The sequence below is a fragment of the Mycobacterium sp. DL genome (assembly GCF_039729195.1).
Lineage (GTDB): Bacteria > Actinomycetota > Actinomycetes > Mycobacteriales > Mycobacteriaceae > Mycobacterium > Mycobacterium hippocampi_A.
Window position 1 is genome coordinate 4031950 of sequence record NZ_CP155796.1, and the last position, 23821, is coordinate 4055770.

Genomic DNA, 23821 nt, shown 5'->3' on the forward strand with positions numbered 1-23821 from the left:
CAGACGGCGGCCACGGGTCAGCGCCGTCGTATTCGACGGCCCGCGCCCGCGCACAGGAGACCGGTCATGAGCACCTACGGCCTGTCGGTTCTCGGCGCGGATTTGAAGTCACTGGCCCAGACCGCACACGCCGCCGATGCGGCCGGGTTCGACGCCGTATGGGCCTCGGAGTTCTACTCCCGGTCGGGTTCGATCTCCATGGCCGCGATGGCCAACTGCACACAGAACTGCCGGATCGGTTCCTCCATTCTCTACGGCGTCGGCCGAAGCCCCCTGGTGCTGGCCACCGAGGCGCGTGATCTCGACGAACTCTCCAACGGACGGCTGGTGCTGGGCATCGGCAACGGCACCAAGCGGATGATGAGCGACTGGCACGGCGTGCCCGACACCTCCGCGCCCGCGCTGCGGATGGAAGAACTCGTGATGCTGCTGCGCCGGATATGGAACCTGCATGAAGGCCCGATCCATCACGAGGGTCGTTTTTACAGAATGAATCTCACGCCGACCGGCGACGTGGGACCCTCCAGCCGGCCGATCCCGATCGTCACCGCCGGTGTCCGGCCTCGGATGTGCGAGGCGGCCGGGCGGGTGGCCGACGGGCTGGCCGGACATCCCCTGTTCACCACCACCTACGTCGAGGAGATCGTCCGGCCCGCTATCGCCAGGGGTGCCGCGCACACCGGCCGCGACCCCAATGACGTGGAAATCATTTCCATGGTGATGTGCGCCATCCACGACGACGCCGAGGTCGCCAGGCGCGAACTGGCGCAGCAGATTGCGTTCTACTCCTCGGTCAAATCCTACGAGACGGTACTTGATGTGAACGGCTTCGCCAGCGAAGGCCGAACCATCCGGGAAGCATTCGCCCAGCGCGATTTCCCGGCGATGTTCGCCGCGGTGTCCGAGGAGATGATCGACACCATGGGCGTCGCGGGGACGGCACACGAGGTCCGTGAACAGCTGAGACGCTACGACGGCGTCCTCGACCACATCATGCTGTATTCACCATCGGTTGGCATCGCTCCCGAGCGCGTGCAGCAAAACCTCGACAGCATCATTCGGGAATGCTCGCCCGCCTCGATGTCGCCAGGGCAGTCCGGTCCACGTTCAATCTGATCCACGCATTGCCGCCGAAGTTGACCCGTCCCCGTCCGCGGTCGCATTTAGTGCGTCTGTCGCGCCGACCCCGCCGACGGTTGTGCGGCGTTGTTGAGGATGTTGGCGTCGTCGCTGTCGGGGAGGTCGTGGCGGACCACGCGTACCCGCCCCCGGGGTAGGCATGCCATGTAGCCGTGGCGCTTGCCGTACAACTCCCATGCCGTTTCCTCGGAATCGGGGTCGACGTCGATGCTGTGTCCACGCGAGAACCTCAGGTGTAGCCCTCCATCGTCGCCGGACCAGGCCTGAGTGCACACCGCGCCGGCGAGGTTCAACAACGGGCGTTCGTCAGTCGCGATCTTGAGTGGATCGATGCGTACCGCTTCTGCGGGATACGGGTCGACCGCAGGCAGTGTCAGCAGCAAGGGGCACGAGATGACAATCTCGTTGTAGTCGTCCAGGTCCAGGACCAGGCCGTCGCGCACGGAGACGCGTTGCACGACACAATTTTCGATCCATTGGGTATACATGGCACTCTCCTTCGCCGCGTCATCGAGCCTCGCCCTAAGGGTACTTCAGGTAGCGCTGCGATACTACTAGTATCGTTATGCGGTTTCCGCGGGTCGTGCGCGGCTGGTCACCACGCGCCGAGTGGCCAGGTCGATGCGTTCGCGAGTATCGGCGGCCGACGCTCGGTGGCCACAAAAGGCCACGAGGTTGGCCAGCCACACGTCGGAGATGATCGCGGCGATGTGTAAATCGGCTGGAGTCGGTTCGCCGCCCCTGAGCGTGCGGGCCAGCAGGGTCTGAATTTCGGCGGCGGCGCAGTCTAGTTCTGCGGCTGCCCGGGTGTCTGCAACGGCGAACGCTCGTGTCATGGCTGATGTCAGCCAGGGATCGCGCTGCCAGCGGTCATGTAGGTGTGTGGTGAGACGTTCGAGCCGTTCCAATGGCGTGCCGTCACCGCTAGCCCAGTCGTCAGCCGAGTCGAGTCGGCGAAACTCGCGCGATAGCGCCGCCACCAACAAGTTGGTCTTCGCCGGGAAGTGGCGGTAGAGCGTGCCGACGGCGATACCGGCCCGCTCGGCGACCGACCGCATCTGAACCGCCTCATAGCCACCTGACGTGGCCACGAGCAGGGCCGCGTCCAGAATCGCTTCCCGGCGCTGGGTGGATGAATGCGAGGCGGGCGCTACAGCGGTCCGCGTCCGGCCGCCGGCTGATTTTGCCTCCAGCGGTCGGGTTTTGCCATGGCTGCGAGAAAGGGGGAGCGTCATGGTCGCCCGTCGTCGAGGCCGCCGTGACGTGAGAACTGTTCGAGAAGGCCGCCAAAAGCACTGACGTCGCCGTGCGCAGCGAAGTGATCCTGGCTGACCGCGACAAATACCGCAGTGGCGGTGAAGCGGTTGGCCCCATCGGAATCAGTGCCCGTCGCCATGACGTGCAGAGCCCGTCCTTCGCGGCACCGGATGTGGGCGGTGATCCTGTGGGGTTGATGCAGAGGTACCGGCCGCAGATACTCCACTGTCAGGCTGCGAGTCACCGCTGGTGTGCCGGCGATCCACAATGTGAATCCCAAGACGTCATCGCACGCCGCCGCAACTGCTCCGCCATGGGCCAGCCCAGGAGCCCCGATGTGGCGCTCGTCGAAAATCACGTCGGAGTACACCGCGTCGCCGCGGCGGTGCACCACCAACTGCAGTCCGTGGGGATTGTCGGGGCCGCAACCCATGCACGTTGTCGTGTGCGAAGGTAACCGCTTCGGCAGCGACGCGCTTTCCGGCACAATCACGCTCCAATACTATCGGTTTCGCTTCGATACCGTTAGTACCACACTGCTAGACTGCCAGGACAGCATCGCGTGAAATCGACCGCCGAGGTGAATGAGTGAGCGACAGTCAGCCAGCGCCGGTCCCTGACGATGACGTGGACCCGCGGCGAATCCGGTCTCGAAATCGACTGCTGGATGCAGCCGCGACCCTTCTGAGCACTGGCGGCGTGGAAGCCGTCACGATCGATGCCGTCACCAAAGCGTCCAAAGTGGCCAGAACCACGCTTTACCGCCATTTCCAAAGTTCGTCGCACCTGCTCGCAGCCACGTTCGAACGCTTGCTTCCCCAGGTGGCGACTCCGGTACCGACCAGCGGCCCTCTGCGTGACCAGTTGATCGAATTGCTAAGCCGCCAAGCCGCTCTTTTCAACGACGCGCCACTGCATGTCACGACGCTGGCATGGCTGTCCCTTGGTCCCACCGGCCCGACGAACGAAGCCGATGATCGACACACATCCGGCGCGTTGCGGGCCCGAGTCGTCGACCAGTACCGGCAACCGTTCGACGCCATACTCTCTAGCCCGACGGCGCAAGCCGAGTTGGAGAACTTCGACCGAGAACTGGCGCTGTGCCAACTGGTCGGCCCACTGGCGTTTGCCCGGATGACCGGGATTCGCGGCATCACTCACGACGACTGCGAGAACCTCGTCGATGGCTTTCTCGCCGCCCACTGCAAGAGCGACGATGGCGAGACCAAGCGCGTGAAGGCCGCCAGTCTGCATGCAGGGCGACCGCTCGCATAGCCCTCTAGCGGCAACGAGTTTCACTGCGCCCAGTCTGGCTGGTCTTCGAACTTTCCTCTGCACTCCAGTCACGTCGGCGATGGCACCGGCGAAATGTTCGCCGTCACTCGCTAGGGGCCGTGCACGCAGATCGCAGGCATGCCCACGACGACTATGTCGGGCCAGGCGACGTGAACCGCCTCAGCGTTCGCAGTGCGGTTGCTCGCGTTGAGACCCCGTAGCACTTTCGTCAATGGCATTGCGGATCGATGCGTGTTTATCGTCCGACGAAAAGTGATCGTGCTGGCCCCAGAGTGCAAGAGGTGTGTCGGAATTGGAGGAACTGGCTGGCAGGGATGGCTTGGTGGCAAGCGGGGCGGGTTACTCGGCAGTGACGACAGCGGCCGGGGCGCGCCATCGGAAGTGACGCTGAGCGACGCGCGGAACTGAGACGAATGTGGCTGTGGTCGTGGACGAAACCTCGTGTTGCTTCGTAGGTTGTCGACATGACTGCTGTGTCGAAACTGGAGGCGCGTCGTCGCGCCGTCGAGGCGCAACGCCGAGCGAACGAAGTGCGAGCGCAGCAGGACCGTGCCAACGCCGATGACGCGACCGCCGTTCGGGCGTTGATCGGACGCCTGCAGGATGTGGACGAATGGCAGGCCCGTCGCGTCGCGCAGTCTCGCCAGCAAGCGGAGGCGGAGGCGCAGCGCAGGCGCAGCCGCTATTACGCGGAAGCCTGTGCATCGATCAAGGACATGCGGGAACGTGGCGCGACGTTGGCGGCTATCGCCGAGCTGGTCGGTGTTGATGTCAGAGAGATACGCGCGCTGCTGCGCAGCAAGGCGGCGAAAGCCGTTAAGAAGCAACCGGCTGCGCGCGCTGATGCATGGCGCGACGCTCGTGTGGACACGGAGTGGCCGCGGTGCGTGCGATGCGATGTGTTGATGATGGATCCTGAAGACAGGCCACGTCGCGGACGCTGCCGGCTCTACTGCTCGGACACGTGTCGGCGCGACTCATCTGCTGCACGCATGGCTGCCGAGCGCCACGGAACGCCGATCCGCGTCGTCGAGGTGCCGAGGGCCGGTTCCGCGACCGACCTCGCCCTGACGCCTGAAGATTCACCGGCTCCTGTCCCTGTCAGCGCGCTCGACGCCGCAGACATTGCCTCCCGGGACGAGCGGGCGCTGTGCACGCTGCTAGCGAGGCTCACGGAACGGGCACGGCACAAGGACCTCGACCGAGCGACTCTGACGGCGGCGCGTGATCTCGCCAAAGCTGTTTATCCGTATCGCGCCTGAACGGCTCAGCAACCGTATCGATCATCTGGTCGTCAACGCCCGTTGTGCCCGCGTGATGCGCGCTGCGTAACCTGGGTCACGTGGCAGATAACCCGCCAGGCAATCGATGTGCGTCCTGCGCAACATCGGCATCGGCGTTGCCGAGCGCCCTAGGGCGGATCCGTCGCCAGTGAGCGCAGTCGCTCGTAACCTGCCTTCTGACTCCGCGATCCGGCCGGGAGCGGACCGCGGCGTGCTTCGATAGGTACGTGGGGCCACCCTGTCCGAAATCAGCTGTGCGATTGGTGAGGCGGACACCCCGAGTGGGTCTATGCAAACCGTCCGCGCTCGAGAGTCGGCGCTTCGATGGGTACCGACGCGCGATAGAGTCGCACGGGGCATTTGTCGACCGTGAGGAAATGGATTGGTTCCCAAGTAATCCCGGCGGCGTTCAATGACTTCCGATGGGACTTCCATTCGTCGCGAAGCGGTTTCTTCTCCGACGGTCCGAAGCGGACGTCTGTCAGCACGAGTAGTCGCACACGCTTCGGATACAGTGTGGTCCCCTCGACGATCTCCAAACGAAGCTGTTCGACGTCATCGCACCAGTCCTGCGACTTCTTCGCCTTCGAAATGAGTTTGCGCAGAGCTTCGAATACCGGACCGGCAAGCGCATCGTGCACAGCAGGCCGGCCAAGTTTGCTGGCAAGGCGCTGTCCGAGAATGAGCTCGTCCTCAATCGAGGCGAACCCCACGACCGGTTCCTGCGCAGCGAGCAAACCCTTGCTGACCGGAACGATCGCGCGCAGGTCCACGGCCCAAACCGCTCCAGGAACCGGAGGCTCACTTAGCCAGACGTAGTCGGAGAGCTGATGGTCTTTGATCTGCTGGACCTTCTCCGTCGAAAAGACTGAGATGTCGCGTACCGGGCATGCCTGCACCAGCGGATGCCGCATCCCGGGACCGCCCGCAATGTCGCAGGTCTGTGACACCACCGCGGCATACCCGCTGTCACTCAATGGTGCTGACCGAGCACGCACCTCACCCAACGCTCCATCGGCAGCGGGTTCTCCGGTTACAGGGTCGTCTACCCACGCTGGGACGATCCATGCGCCGCGATCCATCGGGAGAAGATGCCCTTGCCGCCACCGCTCCAGAGCGAGAAGCGTGTGCGGGGGCCATCGCTCCGGCAGGAGTCGATCAATAGTCACCGGGCGAATCCGTCCTCGACGTTCTCGGTCACCACCGGACCACCGGTTCGAATGATCGGTGTCTCGACGTGTTCGGCGATCCCCTCGTATACCGAAGTGCCGATCTCTCGCCGAGGGAACGGCGTCCGATCCACAGCCAGGTCAACGAGGTCGTCGAACCGGCCGTCGAGTAGTGCGGAGGCTCGCTTCTTGTCGGCACGCAGCCACCTGTTCATCGGCTGGTCCAGTGTGCTGCGGAGGTCGTCGACGGCGTCCGCCAACTCCCACAGTCCACCCAAGCTGGCTACACGGGGCCGGCTGGCGGGGGGCTTTGCCGCCCACGAGTGGAACGTGCGCTTGTTGATGCCGGTGGCCTTGAACATCTCCTTCTGCGTTAGGCCCAGTTCGGCTCGGATTCGTTCGAAGGCATCAAGAACATCGACCGTCTCGTCGACCTGTTGCTCGTCGGACAGCACCGTATCGATGAATGTATACGGCATCGTCAACCACAGCGCCGAGCCCGGAAGGTTCATCTGCCCGTCGAGACTCTTGAAAACTTCGACGCGAACCTGATCCCATCCGCACGGGTCGAGGGCTCCAGAGAAATGCGCGACGACATCCCGCAACCCCGGCGATGAACTCATCTCCACGAACGTGCTGGACCAGAGTCCGTCCTCGCAAGGGGCCGGGTACAGGCCCTTTTGTGCTCGGGCCCAGGAAGGTGACCGGAGCACGCGGGAGCCGGTCGGCTGCTGCTCCATGATCGTCATTTCGCGCTCCCTTCTCGAAGCTCTTTCAGGTAGGTATCGGTAACCGACGCCTGAAAAAGTGACAACGAAGTGCGGTTCAGCCGCTCCGCTGAGATGACGACCTCTCGCACGTCGAACGTGAATGAGGAGTGGCGGAACACGTCCGTATCGAGTAGATACTGCACGCACTTGCCCGAATCATCGCGAACTGGTCCATGCCGCAGCAACGCGCCGTGATGATCATCAAGCCGGATCTCCACCTGCTGTTGAGCACCTCGAACACTGCCGCCGAACACTGGGTTAAGCACAGGGCCCAGAAGGGTGTCGTCGATCCGGCCACGCCAAGCCTCTGCAGAGTTGAACCCACTGTCATGGAAGCGGTCGACGTACCGCAGACCGATGCGGTGCACCAACGATGGCTTGACTAACCGTCCGAGAGATTCGACCAGAACGGTTAGCGGAGCCTTCATGCTGGTACGCCACCGCTCGTAGCGGTTGACCTGCATGATCAGGATGTCGGGCATGAGCGTGACGTGTGCTCCGTCCGCGGAAGCAATTTGCCACCCACTGGACTCCGCTGCCACCTGGGAAACGCCGTTGGCCCCGAAGTCGATCCTCATCTGCTGTTGGACGGTGGGTTGAATGCTCGGGAAGTCCACCCCCGTGTTCTCCACAAGGTCGTCCCGGAAAGCAGCGGCGACCTCCGGTGTGATCTCGTCGGTACGGGCGGTATACCGGATCTCGATCACTGCGACTTCGAGGGGAGCGTTTCCGAGCAGGGTCGGATCGGCCGAGGGCAGCCCCCCCAATGGAACGTCCTCAGCTGGGCGAAGTGTGTGTGGATCGATGGTCATACTGTCCTGTCCATAGAGATGCACCTTAGATGCACCTACCGACAAGTGTAGGCGCTATCGTCAGAGATGAGGAGCAGGAGAGGCAGCGGCCCCCGGTCCGGAAATAGCGAACGCGGCTTCAAGGGATCTATGCGCCGCTCGATCGCATCTCGTCTGTCGACACGGGAGTGCGAAAGGCCATTTCGAAGCGGATGGTGCCGCCGCAAAACGGAACCTACCTAAGGACGGCTTAGGCGCAGTGTGCTGCTCTGCCGCCGTTGGGCCGGCCCGCACGCCGTCAGAGAGCCATTTGCCCTTCCAACACCGTGGGCTGTCAACGCGGCGATCTCGGCAGGTAGGTCAGCCACGAAGCGGAGCTCCAGTTCGTCGATTGCGTCTCGTCGCGCCGCTTCGAGAAGCAGGGTCGCATCGTCACGATGGGGGAGAACTCCGTGATCGCGCGCATAGCGATCTGTGACGGTATCGATGAGATCGTCCAACGAGGTGGTGAGAAGAAGCGCATCGTCGCCGGCGTGGCGCTCTGCGAACTCCTCGCGGCGTTCGCTGGACCATGTTGCTGGATAAGAAAGATCTGACAGATACAGCTGCTTGATGGCCGCCTCCAACTGGCCTGACCACCCGTAGTCAGGCCAGTCGTGGATGACCGCCTGGACGATCGCGTCGAATTGCGTGCTCACGAAGACCACTCCTCCCGTTGAGGGACCTGGTCCAGATTCTGCCCGATGGTGCCGACGCCGCTAGCCCGACAAGCGCGGTCACGACGCCTCGACGTCTAGATCGTCGGCTGAATGACCCTTCGGGACAGTCTGGCGGTGCGCGGGCAGCTCTTGAACAGAGGACGACTGCTCCCGCGGAGCCGAAATGCGCGAGGGACGCGAGGATTGCGAGTGTTGTTTGGCCGACACATCTTTGTAGGGCGGGTAGACGGTCCACAACAGGACATTCCGATGATTTCGAGCGCCATCGTCTTCGATCGCCCAACCCAGACTCCGTAGCGCGGGTGCGTGCCGTCGTAGGACGGCCGTGACATCCCGCCCGTTCCGGGGCCACTCCTTCGGCCTGCGCCAGGTGTCGCCGGTTGGCGTGACTGTCGCCAGCAGGTCGCCTCCGGACTTTGCGACGAGCGGTTCCCGGATGTGCAGCCGTAGCTGTTCGATGAACGGGTCGGCGGACAGGCTGTCTTCGGAGAGTTGATTGGCGCGTGACAGGTAACGCCGGAAGCCATGGGTCGACAGAATCTCGTCAACGGCCGCCAGCGTGCGACTGAAGTCCGCCATCCGTGGCGACACGTCGACCGAAATGGTTTCCAGCCGTTGATGGACGACGGCGGCCAGATCGAGAAGCCCGCCCAAAATCCCTGGTAGAGCCGTGCGCCACTGTTGTCGCATCGTGGCTTCCGGTTGTCGCATGTGGCGATCAATGCGTCGCAGGTCGACAGTCGCCAGTCGCTCCGCGAGGTCGGGCCGCACTGCTCCGACGTCGATGCCGTTGATGATGACGCACCGCCGAAATTTGATGACTGCGAGATCGGAGTCTGTGTACAACGCCCGTTTGACGTTGCCGTCGCCGGTGGCGGCGCGGCACAGAGAATCCGACAACCACGGCGAGATAGTCGACAGGTTGTCCAAGGCAACGACCCACGAACCGGAGGCTGCAGTGACCCACGAGTCGGCGTCACGCGGTGCCTGCCGCAGGGGGACCGGTGACGGGTCGATGAGATCGACCAGCATGCGCGTGGTTGTGCTCTTGGCGCTGCCCTGCTCGGCGAACAGCGCCAAGATCGGGTGGGGGACGTCCGTCTGGACAAGAGCGGCAACGAGGGCAGCAAGGAGGACCGGTCGGTCTTCAAAGTCGACGTTGACGAAATCCCAGAGCTTCTCGACATTCCCGCCCTGAGCCGGCAGCGGCATCGCCCCGGTCAACTTGGTACGCAGAAAGCGCACAGGTGCCCGTTCGGTGAGCGTCCACCGGCCCTGTCGGATACGAATCGTCTGGACATCGGGCCGTCCGGTGTCGATGTAAATGGTGCCGTCATCGTCAGCGACGCGGAGGTTGAGGCGTTCGGGCGGCTTCGTGGCAGCCAAACCTTCGAGGATCAGGGTGGCGTCAGTCAGCGCCTGGCCGCCGGCGACCGCGCCGGTTTCGGCGAAGTACCGTGCGGCGAGGTCGGCGCGTAGACCGGCCTTGCCGGCGCGGAGCAGCATCACCAAGTGCGGGCGGTCGCGGTCAGCGCCGAACGGCTCGCCCTCTTCTGAGAGCCCGAGCAGGTAGCGTTCCTGTGCCATGCTGACCAAGCGTGCGGCTACCGACTTCTTGTCCGTCTCGGTGTTGTCGCTCATAGGATTTCCTGCATACGGTGCTTATGCAGGCTGCGTTGACGAGCTATTCTCATGTGGAACTTCCGTGTCGGATGATCAGGTGGTTCGAACAAAGACCTCGGCTAGGCCCCGGGGTCTTTTTCGTGGGTGCGGTTCACGCGGCGTCTCCGCCTCCGCGCCGGGTTGCGCTTTCTTGCTCCGAGATCCATCGCAGCACTTCGTCGCGCCGGTAGACGACTCGGCGGCCCAAGGTGAAACTGGCCGGTCCGATGTCGCAGTGGCGCCAGTAGCGGAGAGTTCCAACGGGAATGCCGATGATGTCTGAAACCTGTTTGGCACTCAGTAGATCCATGTAGCTGCTCCTCAATAGTGGGTTCTGTCAACGAATCCAACGGTGGTGGTGGCGCCCTGCATTTGTCCACCAGTACCCTCAACTTCGCCTATAAATTGGCTCCAGTCGAACGATTTCGTCGGCTGTCGGTGGTCGGTGGGAATCTGGCACCCAACGGAGGTGGCTCACATGCAGCGACGAAACCGCCGCGCCGGCGTCGAGGACAGGTGGCGTCGATCGGACGGGACCCCTGCCGCGCGCAATGGCAAAGGGCGCCGATGGTTGGCCCGGTATGTCGATGATCAAGGCGGTGAGAACACCCGTTCGTTCGACCGCAAGGTGGACGCTCAGGCCTTTCTCAACGAGATCACAGCCGCGCAGACGATAGGAACCTATGTCGCGCCAAAAGCCGGGCGCATTACCGTCCGTGAATTGCACGCCAAGTGGCTTGGTACCCAGGGCCATTTGAAGGAGACGACGGTTGCGACACGCGCGTTCGCATGGTCGGGCTACGTCGAAGGCCGGTGGGCCGCGGTCGCAGTAGCCGACGTGCAATCGTCGGATATCAGGGCGTGGGTGCAGCAATTGGCGGCGGGTGGAGCCAAACCGGCCACCATCGAGAATGCGCTTAGCGTCCTGAGACAGATTCTGGAGATGGCCGTCGACGATCGACGGATCCCCCGCAATCCGTGTATGGGAGTGAAGTCGCCGCGACGACAGCACCGAGCACGGGGCTACCTGACGCACCGGCAGGTGGAACTTCTGGCCCGCGAGGTCGGCGAGTACGCCATCGTTGTTCGATTTCTGGCCTACACCGGGTTGCGCTGGGGCGAGATGGCAGCGCTGCGGGTGGAGTCATTCGACATGCTGCGTCGCAGGGTGAATATCCGTGAGGCGGTCGCCGAGGTGAAGGGACGTGTGGTGTGGTCGTCGCCGAAATCCCACGAACGTCGCTCGGTGCCGTTCCCGGCGTTCCTGGCCGAGCCGCTGGCCGTGCTCATGATGGGTAAGCGGCGTGAGGACTTGGTGTTCACATCGCCAGGAGGAGCACTGCTGCGAGTGTCGACGTGGCGGCCGCGGGTCTTCAACGTGGCCGTCCAACGTCTCCAGGCAGCAGACCCGGCGTACCCCACCGTGACACCGCACGACCTTCGCCACACGGCGGCGTCGCTGTCGATCAGCGCGGGGGCCAACGTCAAGGCCGTCCAGACGATGCTCGGGCACGCGTCCGCAGTCCTGACCCTGGACACCTATGCAGACTTGTTCCCGGACGACCTGGAGCAGGTTTCGGTTGCACTAGATGCGGCGCGGATGCGGTCTTTGGAATCCACTGCGGACCAGCTGCGGACTGGGAAGTAAGAAGGCCCCGACCAGAATTCCCGGTCAGGGCCTCTACCTGCGAACACACCAGTCGGGGTGGCGGGATTCGAACCCACGACCTCTTCGTCCCGAACGAAGCACGCTACCAAGCTGCGCCACACCCCGCGTGAAGCCACGACAGCGTATCGCACTGCGCGGGGTTCAAGCCAAACGCCCATCTGGCCTGCGACACGCCGCGGGAAGGATCTGCGTTGTCGGTGGCGTTATGCACACTGAGAAACAGATCTCGATGGAAACGGGGCGTGACATGACTGGGTTGGGCGCATCGATCTACCTGGGTTTCTTCGCGCTGGCGGCACTGTGGTTGTTCCTGACCTCCGACGGCCCGCTGGCGCGCGGAACCGATGGTCAGGCCCAGCGGCCGGACCGTTCGAATTCGGACAGCACCTCGGCGGACTCGGACGGGTCGAGCCCGTGGCTGGTCAGCCATTCCTCGCTGAAATAGGTATCGGCGTAACGGTCGCCGCTGTCGGCCAGCAGTGTGACCACCGAACCGCTGCGGCCCTGTGCGGCCATCTCGGCCAGCAGTTCGAAGGCACCCCAGATATTTGTTCCCGTGGACGGTCCGACGCGGCGACCGAGCACGCGACCCACGTGATGGGCGGCGGCGACGGACGCAGCGTCGGGTACCGACAGCATGCGGTCGACGACATCAGGCAGGAATGACGGTTCGACGCGCGGTCTGCCGATGCCCTCGATGCGTGATGATCTTCCCGTGACGACCTGGCTGTCTCCGCTGGCGTACGACGGGAAGAACGCCGAGTTCTCGGGATCCACGACACATAGCCGGGTCGGGTGGCGCCGATAGCGGATGTAGCGGCCGATAGTGGCGCTGGTGCCGCCGGTGCCGGCTCCGACGACGATCCAGTCCGGCACCGGGTGCGTCTCCTGGCCCATCTGATCGAAGATCGACTCGGCGATGTTGTTGTTGCCCCGCCAGTCGGTGGCACGCTCGGCGTTGGTGAACTGATCAAGGTAGTGGCCGCCTGTCTCGGCGGCGAGCCGCTGGGCCTCCGCGTAGACCTGCGCCGACTCGGTGACGAAATGGCAACGGCCGCCTTGGGATTCGATCAGCGCGATCTTCGTCGCACTCGTCGTCGCAGGCATCACCGCGATGAACGGCAGTCCGAGCATCGCCGCGAAGTACGCCTCCGAGACGGCGGTCGAACCCGACGACGCCTCGATGACGGTGGTGTTCTCACTGATCCACCCGTTGCACAGCGCATAAAGGAACAGCGAGCGTGCCAGCCGATGTTTGAGGCTGCCGGTGATGTGGGTGGTCTCGTCCTTGAGATACAGCGCGAGGTCGACGTCGGTGGACCAGCTCGTGGGCAGGGGATAGCGCAGCAGGTGGGTGTCAGCGCTGCGCCTGGCGTCGGCCTCGATCAGTCGTACCGCACTGTCCACCCACGCACGGGACTGGCAACAGGCAGATGAGGCCGACGCGCTCACCGCGCCGATACGGCCGGATGTGACTGTCCCGCCCGCGTCTTGGCATCCGAGCCCCCGGTGGGGGCGGCGATCAACGTCAGCATGGTCGCCTCCGGGCGGCAGCAGAACCGCAGCGGCGCGAAGGGGGAGGTGCCGATGCCGGCGGACACATGCAGCTGGGTGTGCGCGCCCCACTGGGACGGGCCCTTGGCCCGCGACCGGTCGAGTTCGCAGTTGGTGACGATCGCGCCGTAGAACGGCACACACAGCTGACCGCCGTGAGTGTGACCTGCCATCACGAGCTGATAGCCGTCGGCGGCGAAACGGTCCAGCACGCGCGGCTCGGGCGAGTGCGTCAGGCCCAGCGTCAGGTTCGCGGCGGCGTTCGCGGGCCCGGCGACAGTGTCATATCGGTCCCGCTTCAGGTGCGGGTCGTCGACGCCTGCCGCGGCGATGTGCAGGCCCGCGACCTCCAGGTCGCGCCGGGTATGTGTCATGTCCAGCCAGCCGCGCTCGGTGAACGCCGCGCGCAGGTCCTGCCACGGCAGCGGCTCCCCGTGGATCCGGTGGCTCGGCTTGATCAGGTAGTTGGCCGGGTTCTTCAGCTTCGGAGCGAAGTAGTCATTGCTGCCGAAGACGAACACCCCGGGAACCGACAGCAGATCGCCGAGGGCCTGCACCACCGCGGGGACCGCCCGCTGGTGGGACAGGTTGTCGCCGGTGTTGACGACGAAGTCGGGATTCCAGCCGGCCAGCTCACGAAGCCACGCCTGCTTGCGACGCTGGGACGGCCGCATGTGGATGTCGCTGATGTGCAGCACCTTCAGCGGCGACGATCCCGGCGAGAGCACCGGCATGGTGGCCTCACGGACGACAAACGCGTTTCGCTCGATCAGTGAGGCGTATCCGATCCCCGCTACGAGGGTGCCGACGGAGGCGGCGGCGGTGGTCTTGAGGACCGTGCCGGGTGAGCCAGAGAGCGCAGCTGCCATGTACGCAGCTTACTGCCACTGGTCCCACGCGACCCATCGTCGGCCCGGCCAGGGCCCCAGATCACCCGGGCGGCGGCGGGGGCGGCGGTGGCGGACCGAGGACCGGCACCGTGATCGGTGGCAGGCCCGGTATCTCGATGACGGTCTGCCCCACCGGGGGCGGCGGCAGACCGGGCGGTGGGGCGCCGGGCGGCGGCGGTGGAGGTGCGGGCGCGATCCCGTTGGAGATCTGGATCGTGACGATCGAGCCCGGCACCGTCTGGCCGCTCGGGGACGTCCCGACGACGGTTCCGTACGACGATCCGCTGTTGACCGGTGTGGCCTGATCAGCGACGGTGAAGCCGGCGTCCCGCAGACGCTGCCGTGCGGTGTCCTGGTTCATCCCGGCGACGCTGGGCACCCGGGAACCGGGGGCGCCGTCGACGTAACGCGGATCGGTCGGCGGCAGGGTGACCTCGCCGAAGTTGGTGGCGATCGGCATCATCGCGGTGAACCACGTCCGGGCCGGTTCGTTGCCACCGAACAGATTCCCGCTGCCGCACTGGCGCAGCGGGAACGAGCACAGCTCGCTCGGGTTGGTGGAGTCGTCGTAGATGTAGCTGGCCGCTGCGAGCTGGTTGGTGAACCCCAGGAACGCCGACGACCTGTTGGCTTCGGTGGTTCCCGTCTTGCCCGACATCGGCAGGCTCCAGCCGGCCGAACCGGCGGCGGACGCGGCAGTGCCTGCGCCCCTGTCGTCCTCGCTCATCGCCACGGACAGAGTGTTGGCAAGGCCCTCGGGAACGGCCTGCTCACAGGTCTCGGTGGTGACCGCGACCTCTTCGCCGTTGCGGTCGACGACCTGCTCGATGGGGTTGGGCGGACACCACGTGCCACCGGAGGCCAGCGTCGCCGCCACATTGGACAGCTCCAGTGCGTTGACCTCGATCGGTCCCAACGTGAACGACCCCAGGTTCTGCCGTTTCACGAAGTCGGCGAGGCTCTCGTTGCTCTCCGGGTCGTAGTCGCGGGCGGTGCCCGGCAGCGCGTAGGACCGCAGCCCGAGCCGCACCGCCATGTCCACGGTGCGCTGCACCCCGACCTGGGCGATCAGCTTCGCGAATGCGGTGTTCGGTGAGGTCGCGAGCGCGTCGGTGATGTTCATCGAACCCCGGTAGTTGCCGGCGTTCTGCACACACCACGTCGCCGGCGGGCAGCCGCGCGCACCGCCACTGCCCAGCCCCTTGGCCTCGAATCTCGACGGAGCGTCCAGTTGGGCGTTGATGCCCATCCCCATCTCCATGGCGGCCGCGGTCGTGAAGACCTTGAACACCGACCCCGCTCCGTTACCGGCCAGTGTGAAGGGCTGCGGCTGCATGGTCTCGCCCGCATCGAGGTTCAGGCCGTAGGTGCGATTGCTGGCCATGGCGAGCACCGGGTGGGATTCCTTGCCGGGTCGGATCACGCTCATCACGCTGGCGACACCGTTGAGATCGGGGTCGGCGTACTCGTTGATCGCCGACTTCACCGTGGCCTGCACGTCGGGGTCCAGCGTGGTCCTGATCAGGTAACCGCCCTTGGCCACCTGATCCTTGCTGATTCCCGCGCGCGCCAGGTAGTCCAGCGCGTAGTCGCAGAAGAACGCGCGGTCGCCGGCGGCGATGCAGCCGCGGGGGAGCTCTTGGGGCTGTGGCAGGACTCCCAGCGGCTGCTGGCTGGCCTCGCGAAGCTCGTCGGCGTACTCCGGCAGGTTCTCGATCATGGTGTCCAGCACCACGTTTCGCCGTGCCAAGGCGCCGTCGGGATTGGTGTAGGGGTTCAGCGTGCTCGTCGACTGCACCATGCCGGCCAGAAGTGCGGCCTGCTGCCAGTTCAACTCGGAGGCGTTGACGCCGAAGTAGGTCTGCGCCGCATCCTGGACCCCGAACGCGCCATTGCCGAACGACACCAGGTTGAGGTACCGCGTCAGGATTTCCGGCTTGGTGAACGTCTTGTCCAGCGTCAGCGCCATCCGGATCTCCCGCAGCTTGCGAGCCGGGGTCGTCTCGATCGCCGCCCGCCGCTCTGCGTCGGTCTGGGCGACGACGAGCAGTTGGTAGTTCTTCACGTACTGCTGCTCGATGGTCGAACCGCCGCGGGTGTCGAGGTTGCCGGACAGGTATCCCGAGAGACCGGTCAGAGTTCCCTGCCAGTCCACGCCGTTGTGATCGGCGAACCTCTTGTCCTCGATCGAGACGATCGCCAATTTCATCGTGTTGGCGATCTGATCGCTGGGCACCTCGAACCGGCGCTGGCTGTACAGCCACGCGATGGTGTTGCCCCTGGCATCGACCATCGTCGACACCTGGGGTGCCTCGCCCTCGACCAGTTGCGCCGAACCGTTGGCAACCACATCGGAGGCGCGGTTAGACACCAGCCCGAACCCGCCGACGGCCGGGAACATCAGCGCGGCGGCCACCACGCTGGCCAACAGACAGCACCAGGCGAGCTTGATGATCGTGACCGCAACGGGCGGTCGAGTCGGGGCGTCCTCCGGCATGGGTTACAGAGTAGCGACGACTCGGAGTCCCGTAATCCACGCTCAGCCCCAGATGAACTCCCGGCAGCCCCTGTCAAACGCCGAGGTCCGGCACTGTACCGGCCTGACGGCACGGTCGTCCCAAAAAAGTGGTCACGAACGTATTGCGCAGAACGGTCCTGACCACCTAAGTTGAGCACACAGTGCGATACAGGTCACACCTGACACTCGCAGTGTGGCGCAGATCGCACTTTGTGATTGACGCCGATGTAGATAGATGTCTGCGTTGTCGGGGCGCGGCCACAACGAAGGGGAACGCAGGTGTCAGGTAATCAGCCCGCCGCTCGCACGGCCACCGTCAATCCGACAGCCACCTCCATTGTGCAGGGCGCGGAGGCGGAAGCGCGTATTGCCTGGGTTTCGCAGGCCCGGTGTCGCCAGGCGGACCCGGACGAGTTGTTCGTCCGCGGCGCCGCTCAGCGCAAAGCCGCCGTGATCTGCAGGCACTGCCCGGTGATCGCCGAGTGTGGTGCCGACGCGCTGGACAATCGGGTGGAGTTCGGCGTCTGGGGTGGAATGACCGAGCGTCAGCGCCGGGCGCTGCTCAAGCAGCATCCCGAAGTGGTCTCCTGGTCCGAGTTCTTCTCCGCACAGCGCAAGCACCGCACAGCGGGCTGACCTGACCTGCGGCTGATTCGTTCTACGCCGCTGACGTATCGCCGGTGATCTGGTCGGCGATCGCCCTCAATGCCTCGAGGTCGGACACGTCGAAAGGTAGCGACGGCACCCCGACGATGGCGACATGTGGGTTTGCTCCGGTGAATCGCGAGAGCAACCGAACCTCCCGTTTTGCAGTTGACGCGCGGTCGGCGTGGATCTGCAGTGCGCCCACCGCCAGGGAACCGGGATCGGTTTTCGCCAACTCTTCTGCCGCTTCGGCGGCTTTGTCGGGTTGCAGCGTGCACAGCGTGGGATGTGTGCGGTTGAGGATCAACCCGGCCAGCGGCATGTGTTCGGTCGACAACCGGTCGACGAAGAAGGACGCCTCCCGCAGCGCATCGGGTTCAGCCGCCGATACGACGACGAACTGGGTGCCGCGGCGCTTGAGCAATTCGTAGGTGCGGTCGGCCTTCTCCCGGAAGCCACCGAACGTGGCATCGAGGGACTGGACGAACCCGGCCGCATCGGAGAGCATCTGCGAACCCAGGATCGTCGACATGCCCTTCATCGCCAACCCGACGGCGCCGGTGACCAGGCGGCCGATGCCGCGACCGGGGGCCAACAGCAACCGCCACAACCTGCTGTCCATGAAGCTGCCCAACCGCTTCGGTGCATCCAGGAAGTCCAGCGCATTGCGTGAGGGCGGGGTGTCCACCACGATCAGGTCCCATTTGTCCTCTGCCAGAAGCTGACCCAGCTTCTCCATGGCCATGTACTCCTGCGTGCCGGCAAGTGAGGTGGCCACCGTCTGATAGAACTGGTTGTCCAAGATGGCGTCCGCGGTGCCGGATCCGGAGTACTGCACCACCATCTCGTCGAAGGTGCGGCGCATGTCGAGCATCATGGCGTGCAGTTCGCCGGTCACCTCGGGAGCCAACGGCACCCGCTGCGGGTTGTTCCCGAGATCCCTGATCCCCAGAGCCTGGGCGAGCCGCTTGGCCGGGTCGATGGTGAGCACGACGACGGTGCGGCCGTACTCGGCGGCGCGCAGGGCCATCGCGGCGGCGGTCGTGGTCTTGCCGACACCGCCCGCACCGCAGCAGACGACCACCCGGTTCGACCTGTCTCGTAGGACCGAGGCCATGTCCAGGGCCGGCGGGGTGTGACTCATCGGGACCATCCTCCGGTTACCGCACGCCCTGCTGGGCGAGCGCTTCGGCCAGTTCGTACAGGCTGCCCAGGTCGACCCCGTCGGTCAGGGCCGGCAACTCGAGGCGCGCGACATCGATCTCGACGAGTTGCTCGGCGCTCTCGGTCCGGGCCGCTACACGTGTCGCGTGCTGGATCGTCTCGGTGAGCAGGCCGGCAAAATCGGTGTCGGACAGCGTGACTCCGACACTGCTCAGGCCGGCCCGCACCGCATCGGCGTCGATGTCACCCTCGGCCGCCTTCGCGAGGTCCTCGGGGGACAGGAACGCCGGGATGTTCCGGTTGACGATCACACTGCCGATCGGCAGTTCCATCTGCCGAAGCTCGCCGATCGCCTCGATCGTCTCCTGGATCGGCAACGACTCCAGCAGCGTCACCAGGTGGATCGTCGTCAGATCGGAGTGCAGAAGTTTGACCACGCCCTCGGCCTGGGAGTGCACCGGTCCGCCCTTGGCGAGGTCGGAGACCGCCTTGGTGACGTCGAGGAAGCGGGCGATGCGCCCGGTCGGCGGCGCGTCGACCACCACGGCGTCGTAAACGCTCTGCTTGGCCTTCACGTCGGCCTTCGTCCGCGTCACGATCTCCTTGATCTTGCCCGTGAGCAGCACGTCACGTAGCCCGGGAGCGATCGTCGTCGCGAACTCCACGGCACCGATGCGGCGCATCGCCCGCCCGGCCAGCCCCAGGTTGTAGAACATGTCGAGGTACTCGAGGAACGCCGCCTCGGTATCGATGGCCAGCGCGTTGACCTGACCGCCGCCCTCGGCGGTCGCGATCTTGACCTCCTCGTAGGGCAGCGGCGGCACGTCGAAGAGCTGCGCAATACCCTGGCGCCCTTCGACTTCGACCAGAAGCACCTTGCGCCCACCCGCGGCCAGCGCCAGGGCGAGCGACGCGGCGATCGTCGATTTCCCGGTGCCGCCTTTGCCGGTGACGAAGTGAAGCCGCGCCTTGTTCAGGCGGGACGGCCAGCCGACCGGCTTGGAACCGTCCGCTGTCCCGGTTGATGTGGTAGCCACCAGTGCATGCTAGCCATAGCGTGTCGGCCGCCGGATAAGCTCAGCCGCATGAGCGAACCGACCCGCTGGGAGTACGCGACCGTCCCACTACTGACACACGCCACCAAACAGATCCTGGACCAGTGGGGTGAGGACGGCTGGGAGCTGGTCTCGGTCCTGCCCGGTCCGACCGGGGAGCAGCACGTCGCCTACCTCAAGCGCCCCAAATGAGCGGATGGTCGGCCCGGCTCGCCGAGCTGAGCATCACGATCCCGCCGGTGGTCGCGCCGGTGGCTGCCTACGTACCCGCCGTGCGCACCGGGAACCTCGTCTACACCGCCGGTCAGCTGCCGATGACCGACGGAAAGCTGCCGATGGCCGGCAAGGTCGGGTCCGAGGTGTCCGCCGACGAGGCCAAGGCACTGGCCCGCCAGTGCGCGTTGAACGCCCTTGCCGCCGTCGACTCGCTGACGGGTATCGACTCGGTGGTGCGGGTGGTCAAGGTCGTGGGCTTCGTGGCCTCCGCGCCCGGCTTCGGCGGCCAGCCCGGTGTGATCAACGGCGCGTCCGAGCTGTTCGGCGACGTGTTCGGAGACGCCGGCGCGCACGCCCGATCTGCGGTCGGGGTGTCCGAACTGCCGCTGAACGCGCCGGTAGAGGTCGAAGTGATCTTCGAGGTGGCGTGACCCGTCGGCCAGGGGTCGCGTGACCCCTCTCGAGCACCCCGCCTACGGGGTGCTCCGACCGGTCACCGAAACCGCGTCGGTGCTGCTGTGTGACAACCCGGGGTTGATGACGCTCGAAGGCACCAACACCTGGGTCCTGCGCGGACCGGGCAGCGACGAGATGGTTGTCGTCGACCCGGGCCCCGATGAGGAGGACGAGCACATCGAGCGCCTCGCCGCGCTGGGGCCGATTCCGCTGGTGCTGATCAGCCACCGCCACTCCGACCACACCGGCGGTATCGACCGGATCGTGGACATGACGGGGGCTGTGGTCCGGTCGGTGGGCAGCGGGTTCCTCCGCGGCCTGGGCGGACCCCTCGCCGACGGTGAGTTGATCGACGCGGCCGGTGTGCGGATCACGGTGATGGCGACCCCCGGTCACACCGCGGACTCGGTGTCCTTCCTCGTCGACGGCGTCCGGGGCGGGCGCGGCGACGGGACGGGTGCTGTGCTGACCGCAGACACCATCCTCGGTCGCGGTACGACCGTCATCGACAACGAGGACGGCGACCTCGGTGACTATCTGGAATCGCTGCGCCGGCTCCGGGGCCTGGGGCACTGGACGGTGCTCCCCGGGCACGGCCCCGAACTCGACGACATGGTGGCGATCAGCGAGACGTATCTGGCGCATCGCGAGGAGCGACTCGACCAGGTGCGCGGCGCGCTGCGCGATCTCGGCGACGGCGCCAGCTCTCGCGAGGTGGTCGAGCATGTCTACACCGACGTCGACGAAAAGCTCTGGGACGCAGCGGAATGGAGCGTGCAGGCACAGTTGGACTACCTGCGCCGCTGAGACTGCGTTACCTCGCTCGGCGCCGGATTCTCGCTCGTTACCTCGCTCGGCGCGCCAGGCGTTCGGAATCCGAGATCAGCACGCTCTTGCCCTCCAGGCGGATCCAACCGCGGTGGGCGAAGTCGGCGAGGGCCTTGTTGACCGTCTCGCGGGACGCTCCGACCAACTGCGCGATCTCTTCCTGCGTCAGGTCGTGCGTGACCCGCAACGCGCCGCCCTCCTGCGTGCCGAAACGCTGAGCGAGCTGCAACAGCTGCTTGGCGACGCGGCCGGGAACGTCGGTGAAGATGAGGTCGGCGAGGTTGTTGTTGGTGCGCCGCAACCGGCGGGCGAGCACCCGCAGCAGCTGCTCGGCGATCTCGGGGCGGTCAGCGATCCACGCCCGTAACGCCTCGCGGTCCATGGACACGGCGCGCACCTCGGTGATGGTGGTGGCACTCGAGGTCCGGGGTCCCGGGTCGAAGATCGAGAGCTCACCGAACATGTCGGACGGGCCCATGATCGTGAGGAGGTTCTCGCGACCGTCGGGTGAGCGACGGCCGATCTTCACCTTCCCGGAGATGATGATGTACAGCCGGTCCCCGGGCTCGCCCTCGGCGAACACCGTGTGCCCGCGGGGAAAGTCCACTGGCTGTAGCTGTTTGGTCAGCGCGGAAACGGCGCTGGGTTCCACCCCCTGGAAGATTCCGGCCCTGGCCAGGATCTCGTCCACGTTGCCCCTCTTGTAGCTGTTAGGTGATCAGACAGGCACGAGCCGGCCTCGAGTTGGATCGTGAGATCAGTCTAGAGGTATGCCTTTTCGTGACCTGCCCACGCTACACAGGATTGGCGTGCCGGGTCTGCTGAAACTCAGTATTTGCGTGGTGATGGAAGTACTGGGGGGTCGGCAAACGCGGCGCGGGGATGTGCTCGACGAGCCCGGCGGTCGCCGAGTCCCGCTCGCCGAGCCGCTGATGAAGGCTGTGCAGCGCGCGTCCCATCCCGTCACGGGCAAGGGTGTCGACGTCGCCTGCCTCGGCTTGGTCGAGGAACTCGGCGACGTCGGTTGCCGACAGGGTGTCTGCGGCGAGGCTCGATTCGACGCGCTCGAGCCCGAAGGTCGCGAGCATCAGCAACCCCGGGATCAGCGCAACGAGCAACCACGACACAAGGCTGAAGTAAACACGGCCAAGGTCTCGGCAGGATCACGAACAGCCGTCGTTAAGAACCGATCCGATCCTCGGCGCGTCGCACCTTCTCAGTAGCGCGTCGTTCCTTCTCAGTAGGCTGGGGTGGTGACTGTGGGTCAGGCGTCGGCGCGCGGCGCGGGCGGTGAGAAACGGGTCCGGCGCGCGCCGGCCCGCACGTCGGGCGCCAAGTGGGACGAAGAAACCCGGCTGGGCCTTGTCCGGCGTGCGCGCCGGATGAACCGCACTCTGGCGCAGGCTTTTCCGCATGTCTATTGCGAGCTCGACTTCACCGACCCGCTCGAGCTCGCGGTCGCGACGATCCTGTCGGCGCAGAGCACCGACAAACGCGTCAACCTGACCACCCCGGCGTTGTTCGCGAAGTACCGCACCGCACTCGACTACGCCCAGGCGGACCGTGCCGAACTCGAAGAGCTGATCCGGCCCACCGGCTTCTTCCGCAACAAGGCCAACTCACTGATCCGGCTCGGCGAGGAGTTGGTGGCCCGGTTCGACGGTGAGGTCCCCAGGACCCTCGACGAACTCGTCACGCTTCCCGGGGTCGGCCGCAAGACCGCCAACGTGATCCTCGGCAACGCCTTCGACGTTCCCGGCATCACCGTCGACACCCATTTTGGGAGGCTGGTCCGTCGCTGGCGCTGGACCTCACTGGAAGATCCGGTGAAGGTCGAGCACGCCGTCGGCGAACTCATCGAGCGCAGCGAGTGGACCCTGCTCAGCCACCGGGTGATCTTCCACGGCCGGCGGGTGTGCCACGCCCGCAAGCCGGCGTGCGGCGTGTGTGTGCTGGCCAAGGACTGTCCGTCCTTCGGCGAAGGTCCCACCGACCCGTCGGTGGCCGCACCCCTGGTCAAGGGCCCCGAGACCGAGCACCTGCTCGCGCTCGCCGGGCTCTAGGCGCCTGAAACCCGTCCTGATGAGCGCGTCGGCCCGCTGGAGCATCGTCGCGTTGGTGGTCGTCGTCGCGCTGAGCGCGGCGCTCTGGTCGGAGCTGACCGCCCCGGGCGGCGACCCCGGCGCGAGTTCGTCGTCGCCGGGCACCGTCTCGGCACGTGACCGCCGCGACGCCGACACCGCCCAGGCTCTTGCGGGCCCCCGGGCGCGGGCCGACCTGGCGCCGTGTCCGGGACCCGGCTCGGGCGCCGGGCCCGAGGCCCTGCGGGGCATCGTGCTGGAGTGCGCGGGCGACGGCACCCAGGTCGATGTCGCCCGGGCTCTCGCGGGCCGTCCGGTCGTGCTGAACCTGTGGGCCTACTGGTGCGGGCCGTGCACCGACGAACTCCCCGCGATGGCCGAGTATCAGCGCCGCGTCGGACCTGAGGTGACGGTGCTGACGGTGCACCAGGACGAGAACGAGACCGCGGCCCTGCTCCGCCTCGCCGAACTGGGTGTGCGGTTGCCGACCCTGCAGGACGGCCGTCGGTCGGTCGCCGCAGCGTTGCAGGTACCCAACGTCATGCCGGCAACCGTGGTTCTGCGCGCGGACGGTAGCGTTGCCGAGATTCTGCCTCGGTCCTTCGCCACCGCCGACGAAATCGCCGAAGCGGTCGACCCGACGTTGGGAGTGGGCTGA

At 65.7% G+C, this 23821-nt stretch carries 26 protein-coding genes and 1 tRNA gene; 10 read left to right on the plus strand and 17 right to left on the minus strand.

The window, feature by feature from the left end; all coding sequences use genetic code 11:
* Positions 1-66: 66 nt before the first annotated feature.
* On the plus strand, positions 67-1116 hold the full coding sequence (locus tag ABDC78_RS19240) for an LLM class flavin-dependent oxidoreductase (RefSeq protein WP_062655119.1): 1050 nt from the start codon (positions 67-69) through the stop codon (positions 1114-1116).
* Positions 1117-1163: 47 nt separating this feature from the next.
* Here the strand turns inward: ABDC78_RS19240 and ABDC78_RS19245 are convergent, their stop codons facing one another.
* From ABDC78_RS19245 to ABDC78_RS19255, 3 genes are all read right to left on the minus strand, one after another.
* Positions 1164-1628, minus strand: coding sequence for a DUF6188 family protein (locus ABDC78_RS19245; protein WP_062655118.1), 465 nt, complete (start codon positions 1626-1628; stop codon positions 1164-1166).
* 75 nt (positions 1629-1703) lie between these two features.
* On the minus strand, positions 1704-2375 hold the full coding sequence (locus ABDC78_RS19250; protein WP_067992207.1) for a TetR family transcriptional regulator: 672 nt from the start codon (positions 2373-2375) through the stop codon (positions 1704-1706).
* Positions 2372-2884, minus strand: a complete 513-nt coding sequence (locus ABDC78_RS19255) for a PaaI family thioesterase (protein ID WP_068001992.1) — start codon at positions 2882-2884, stop codon at positions 2372-2374. Before ABDC78_RS19255 ends, ABDC78_RS19250 begins: the two co-directional genes overlap by 4 nt.
* Positions 2885-2985: 101 nt before the next feature.
* Here ABDC78_RS19255 and ABDC78_RS19260 point away from each other — a divergent pair, with 101 nt between their 5' ends.
* The gene (locus ABDC78_RS19260; RefSeq protein ID WP_067992211.1) at positions 2986-3672 is read left to right on the plus strand and encodes a TetR/AcrR family transcriptional regulator; all 687 of its coding nucleotides are present in this window, start codon (positions 2986-2988) and stop codon (positions 3670-3672) included.
* Positions 3673-4157: 485 nt separating this feature from the next.
* Positions 4158-4955 (plus strand): hypothetical protein, encoded by a 798-nt coding sequence (locus ABDC78_RS19265; protein WP_067992214.1) that lies wholly within the window; start codon positions 4158-4160, stop codon positions 4953-4955.
* A gap of 308 nt (positions 4956-5263) precedes the next feature.
* Here ABDC78_RS19265 and ABDC78_RS19270 read toward each other — a convergent pair whose 3' ends face one another.
* The 6 genes from ABDC78_RS19270 to ABDC78_RS19295 form a co-directional block, all read right to left on the minus strand.
* On the minus strand, positions 5264-6058 hold the full coding sequence (locus ABDC78_RS19270) for a hypothetical protein (protein WP_070953155.1): 795 nt from the start codon (positions 6056-6058) through the stop codon (positions 5264-5266).
* A gap of 83 nt (positions 6059-6141) precedes the next feature.
* Positions 6142-6894 carry a hypothetical protein gene (locus tag ABDC78_RS19275; RefSeq protein WP_043985060.1) on the minus strand — a complete coding sequence of 251 codons (753 nt, stop codon included), beginning with the start codon at positions 6892-6894 and terminating at the stop codon, positions 6142-6144.
* On the minus strand, positions 6891-7727 hold the full coding sequence (locus ABDC78_RS19280; RefSeq protein WP_070953156.1) for a TIGR04255 family protein: 837 nt from the start codon (positions 7725-7727) through the stop codon (positions 6891-6893). Before ABDC78_RS19280 ends, ABDC78_RS19275 begins: the two co-directional genes overlap by 4 nt.
* A 218-nt stretch (positions 7728-7945) precedes the next feature.
* Complete coding sequence (locus tag ABDC78_RS19285; protein ID WP_131822210.1) at positions 7946-8404, minus strand: transposase; 459 nt, start codon at positions 8402-8404, stop codon at positions 7946-7948.
* A 78-nt stretch (positions 8405-8482) separates the two neighbouring features.
* Positions 8483-10066, minus strand: a complete 1584-nt coding sequence (locus tag ABDC78_RS19290) for an ATP-binding protein (protein WP_067992223.1) — start codon at positions 10064-10066, stop codon at positions 8483-8485.
* Positions 10067-10199: 133 nt separating this feature from the next.
* Positions 10200-10397 (minus strand): helix-turn-helix domain-containing protein, encoded by a 198-nt coding sequence (locus ABDC78_RS19295; protein WP_062657835.1) that lies wholly within the window; start codon positions 10395-10397, stop codon positions 10200-10202.
* Between the two features lie 168 nt (positions 10398-10565).
* Here ABDC78_RS19295 and ABDC78_RS19300 point away from each other — a divergent pair, with 168 nt between their 5' ends.
* Positions 10566-11735: a site-specific integrase gene (locus ABDC78_RS19300; RefSeq protein WP_067992226.1), complete on the plus strand. Its 1170-nt coding sequence runs from the start codon at positions 10566-10568 to the stop codon at positions 11733-11735.
* 52 nt (positions 11736-11787) lie between these two features.
* On the opposite strand, the gene ABDC78_RS19305 is transcribed toward ABDC78_RS19300, so the two are convergent.
* The 4 genes from ABDC78_RS19305 to ponA2 all read right to left on the minus strand — a co-directional run bounded on the left by ABDC78_RS19305 (position 11788) and on the right by ponA2 (position 16697).
* Positions 11788-11861: transfer RNA gene (locus ABDC78_RS19305), tRNA-Pro, on the minus strand.
* A gap of 243 nt (positions 11862-12104) precedes the next feature.
* Positions 12105-13208 carry a PLP-dependent cysteine synthase family protein gene (locus ABDC78_RS19310; protein ID WP_178357488.1) on the minus strand — a complete coding sequence of 368 codons (1104 nt, stop codon included), beginning with the start codon at positions 13206-13208 and terminating at the stop codon, positions 12105-12107.
* Positions 13205-14179, minus strand: coding sequence for a metallophosphoesterase (locus ABDC78_RS19315; protein ID WP_178357489.1), 975 nt, complete (start codon positions 14177-14179; stop codon positions 13205-13207). Before ABDC78_RS19315 ends, ABDC78_RS19310 begins: the two co-directional genes overlap by 4 nt.
* 61 nt (positions 14180-14240) lie before the next feature.
* Complete coding sequence (gene ponA2 / locus ABDC78_RS19320; protein WP_347133150.1) at positions 14241-16697, minus strand: transglycosylase/D,D-transpeptidase PonA2; 2457 nt, start codon at positions 16695-16697, stop codon at positions 14241-14243.
* 300 nt (positions 16698-16997) lie between these two features.
* Here ponA2 and ABDC78_RS19325 point away from each other — a divergent pair, with 300 nt between their 5' ends.
* The gene (locus tag ABDC78_RS19325; protein ID WP_178359454.1) at positions 16998-17354 is read left to right on the plus strand and encodes a WhiB family transcriptional regulator; all 357 of its coding nucleotides are present in this window, start codon (positions 16998-17000) and stop codon (positions 17352-17354) included.
* A 22-nt stretch (positions 17355-17376) separates the two neighbouring features.
* On the opposite strand, the gene ABDC78_RS19330 is transcribed toward ABDC78_RS19325, so the two are convergent.
* Together ABDC78_RS19330 and ABDC78_RS19335 are read right to left on the minus strand one after the other, a co-directional pair.
* On the minus strand, positions 17377-18507 hold the full coding sequence (locus tag ABDC78_RS19330) for an ArsA family ATPase (protein ID WP_178359453.1): 1131 nt from the start codon (positions 18505-18507) through the stop codon (positions 17377-17379).
* A gap of 16 nt (positions 18508-18523) precedes the next feature.
* On the minus strand, positions 18524-19567 hold the full coding sequence (locus ABDC78_RS19335) for an ArsA family ATPase (RefSeq protein WP_218620869.1): 1044 nt from the start codon (positions 19565-19567) through the stop codon (positions 18524-18526).
* Between the two features lie 45 nt (positions 19568-19612).
* Here ABDC78_RS19335 and ABDC78_RS19340 point away from each other — a divergent pair, with 45 nt between their 5' ends.
* Genes ABDC78_RS19340 through ABDC78_RS19350 form a run of 3 tightly spaced genes read left to right on the plus strand, consistent with a single transcriptional unit; the run spans position 19613 to position 21061 of the window.
* Complete coding sequence (locus tag ABDC78_RS19340; RefSeq protein WP_014817956.1) at positions 19613-19774, plus strand: DUF4177 domain-containing protein; 162 nt, start codon at positions 19613-19615, stop codon at positions 19772-19774.
* Positions 19771-20229: a RidA family protein gene (locus tag ABDC78_RS19345; RefSeq protein ID WP_178359451.1), complete on the plus strand. Its 459-nt coding sequence runs from the start codon at positions 19771-19773 to the stop codon at positions 20227-20229. The genes ABDC78_RS19340 and ABDC78_RS19345 overlap by 4 nt, the downstream gene beginning before the upstream one ends.
* Before the next feature lie 19 nt (positions 20230-20248).
* Positions 20249-21061, plus strand: a complete 813-nt coding sequence (locus ABDC78_RS19350; RefSeq protein ID WP_178359450.1) for an MBL fold metallo-hydrolase — start codon at positions 20249-20251, stop codon at positions 21059-21061.
* A 37-nt stretch (positions 21062-21098) separates the two neighbouring features.
* Here the strand turns inward: ABDC78_RS19350 and crp are convergent, their stop codons facing one another.
* The gene (crp, locus tag ABDC78_RS19355) at positions 21099-21773 is read right to left on the minus strand and encodes a cAMP-activated global transcriptional regulator CRP (protein WP_003931718.1); all 675 of its coding nucleotides are present in this window, start codon (positions 21771-21773) and stop codon (positions 21099-21101) included.
* A gap of 103 nt (positions 21774-21876) precedes the next feature.
* On the minus strand, positions 21877-22170 hold the full coding sequence (locus ABDC78_RS19360) for a hypothetical protein (protein ID WP_218620866.1): 294 nt from the start codon (positions 22168-22170) through the stop codon (positions 21877-21879).
* Between the two features lie 294 nt (positions 22171-22464).
* On the opposite strand from ABDC78_RS19360, the gene nth reads away from it, so the two are divergent.
* Positions 22465-23145: an endonuclease III gene (gene nth / locus ABDC78_RS19365; protein ID WP_347133521.1), complete on the plus strand. Its 681-nt coding sequence runs from the start codon at positions 22465-22467 to the stop codon at positions 23143-23145.
* 19 nt (positions 23146-23164) lie between these two features.
* Entirely contained in the window at positions 23165-23821 is a 657-nt protein-coding gene (locus ABDC78_RS19370; RefSeq protein ID WP_178359448.1) for a TlpA disulfide reductase family protein, read from the plus strand.

Bases quoted from the DNA above. Each gene is read 5' to 3' on its own strand.
- ABDC78_RS19240 (WP_062655119.1), top strand. From the start codon at position 67: ATGAGCACCTACGGCCTGTCGGTTCTCGGCGCGGATTTGAAGTCACTG.
- ABDC78_RS19245 (WP_062655118.1), bottom strand. From the start codon at position 1,628: ATGTATACCCAATGGATCGAAAATTGTGTCGTGCAACGCGTCTCCGTG.
- ABDC78_RS19250 (WP_067992207.1), bottom strand. From the start codon at position 2,375: ATGACGCTCCCCCTTTCTCGCAGCCATGGCAAAACCCGACCGCTGGAG.
- ABDC78_RS19265 (WP_067992214.1), top strand. From the start codon at position 4,158: ATGACTGCTGTGTCGAAACTGGAGGCGCGTCGTCGCGCCGTCGAGGCG.
- ABDC78_RS19270 (WP_070953155.1), bottom strand. From the start codon at position 6,058: ATGGATCGCGGCGCATGGATCGTCCCAGCGTGGGTAGACGACCCTGTA.
- ABDC78_RS19275 (WP_043985060.1), bottom strand. From the start codon at position 6,894: ATGACGATCATGGAGCAGCAGCCGACCGGCTCCCGCGTGCTCCGGTCA.
- ABDC78_RS19280 (WP_070953156.1), bottom strand. From the start codon at position 7,727: ATGACCATCGATCCACACACACTTCGCCCAGCTGAGGACGTTCCATTG.
- ABDC78_RS19290 (WP_067992223.1), bottom strand. From the start codon at position 10,066: ATGAGCGACAACACCGAGACGGACAAGAAGTCGGTAGCCGCACGCTTG.
- ABDC78_RS19295 (WP_062657835.1), bottom strand. From the start codon at position 10,397: ATGGATCTACTGAGTGCCAAACAGGTTTCAGACATCATCGGCATTCCC.
- ABDC78_RS19300 (WP_067992226.1), top strand. From the start codon at position 10,566: ATGCAGCGACGAAACCGCCGCGCCGGCGTCGAGGACAGGTGGCGTCGA.
- ABDC78_RS19315 (WP_178357489.1), bottom strand. From the start codon at position 14,179: ATGGCAGCTGCGCTCTCTGGCTCACCCGGCACGGTCCTCAAGACCACC.
- ponA2 (WP_347133150.1), bottom strand. From the start codon at position 16,697: ATGCCGGAGGACGCCCCGACTCGACCGCCCGTTGCGGTCACGATCATC.
- ABDC78_RS19330 (WP_178359453.1), bottom strand. From the start codon at position 18,507: ATGAGTCACACCCCGCCGGCCCTGGACATGGCCTCGGTCCTACGAGAC.
- ABDC78_RS19340 (WP_014817956.1), top strand. From the start codon at position 19,613: ATGAGCGAACCGACCCGCTGGGAGTACGCGACCGTCCCACTACTGACA.
- ABDC78_RS19345 (WP_178359451.1), top strand. From the start codon at position 19,771: ATGAGCGGATGGTCGGCCCGGCTCGCCGAGCTGAGCATCACGATCCCG.
- ABDC78_RS19360 (WP_218620866.1), bottom strand. From the start codon at position 22,170: ATGCTCGCGACCTTCGGGCTCGAGCGCGTCGAATCGAGCCTCGCCGCA.
- nth (WP_347133521.1), top strand. From the start codon at position 22,465: ATGAACCGCACTCTGGCGCAGGCTTTTCCGCATGTCTATTGCGAGCTC.
- ABDC78_RS19370 (WP_178359448.1), top strand. From the start codon at position 23,165: ATGAGCGCGTCGGCCCGCTGGAGCATCGTCGCGTTGGTGGTCGTCGTC.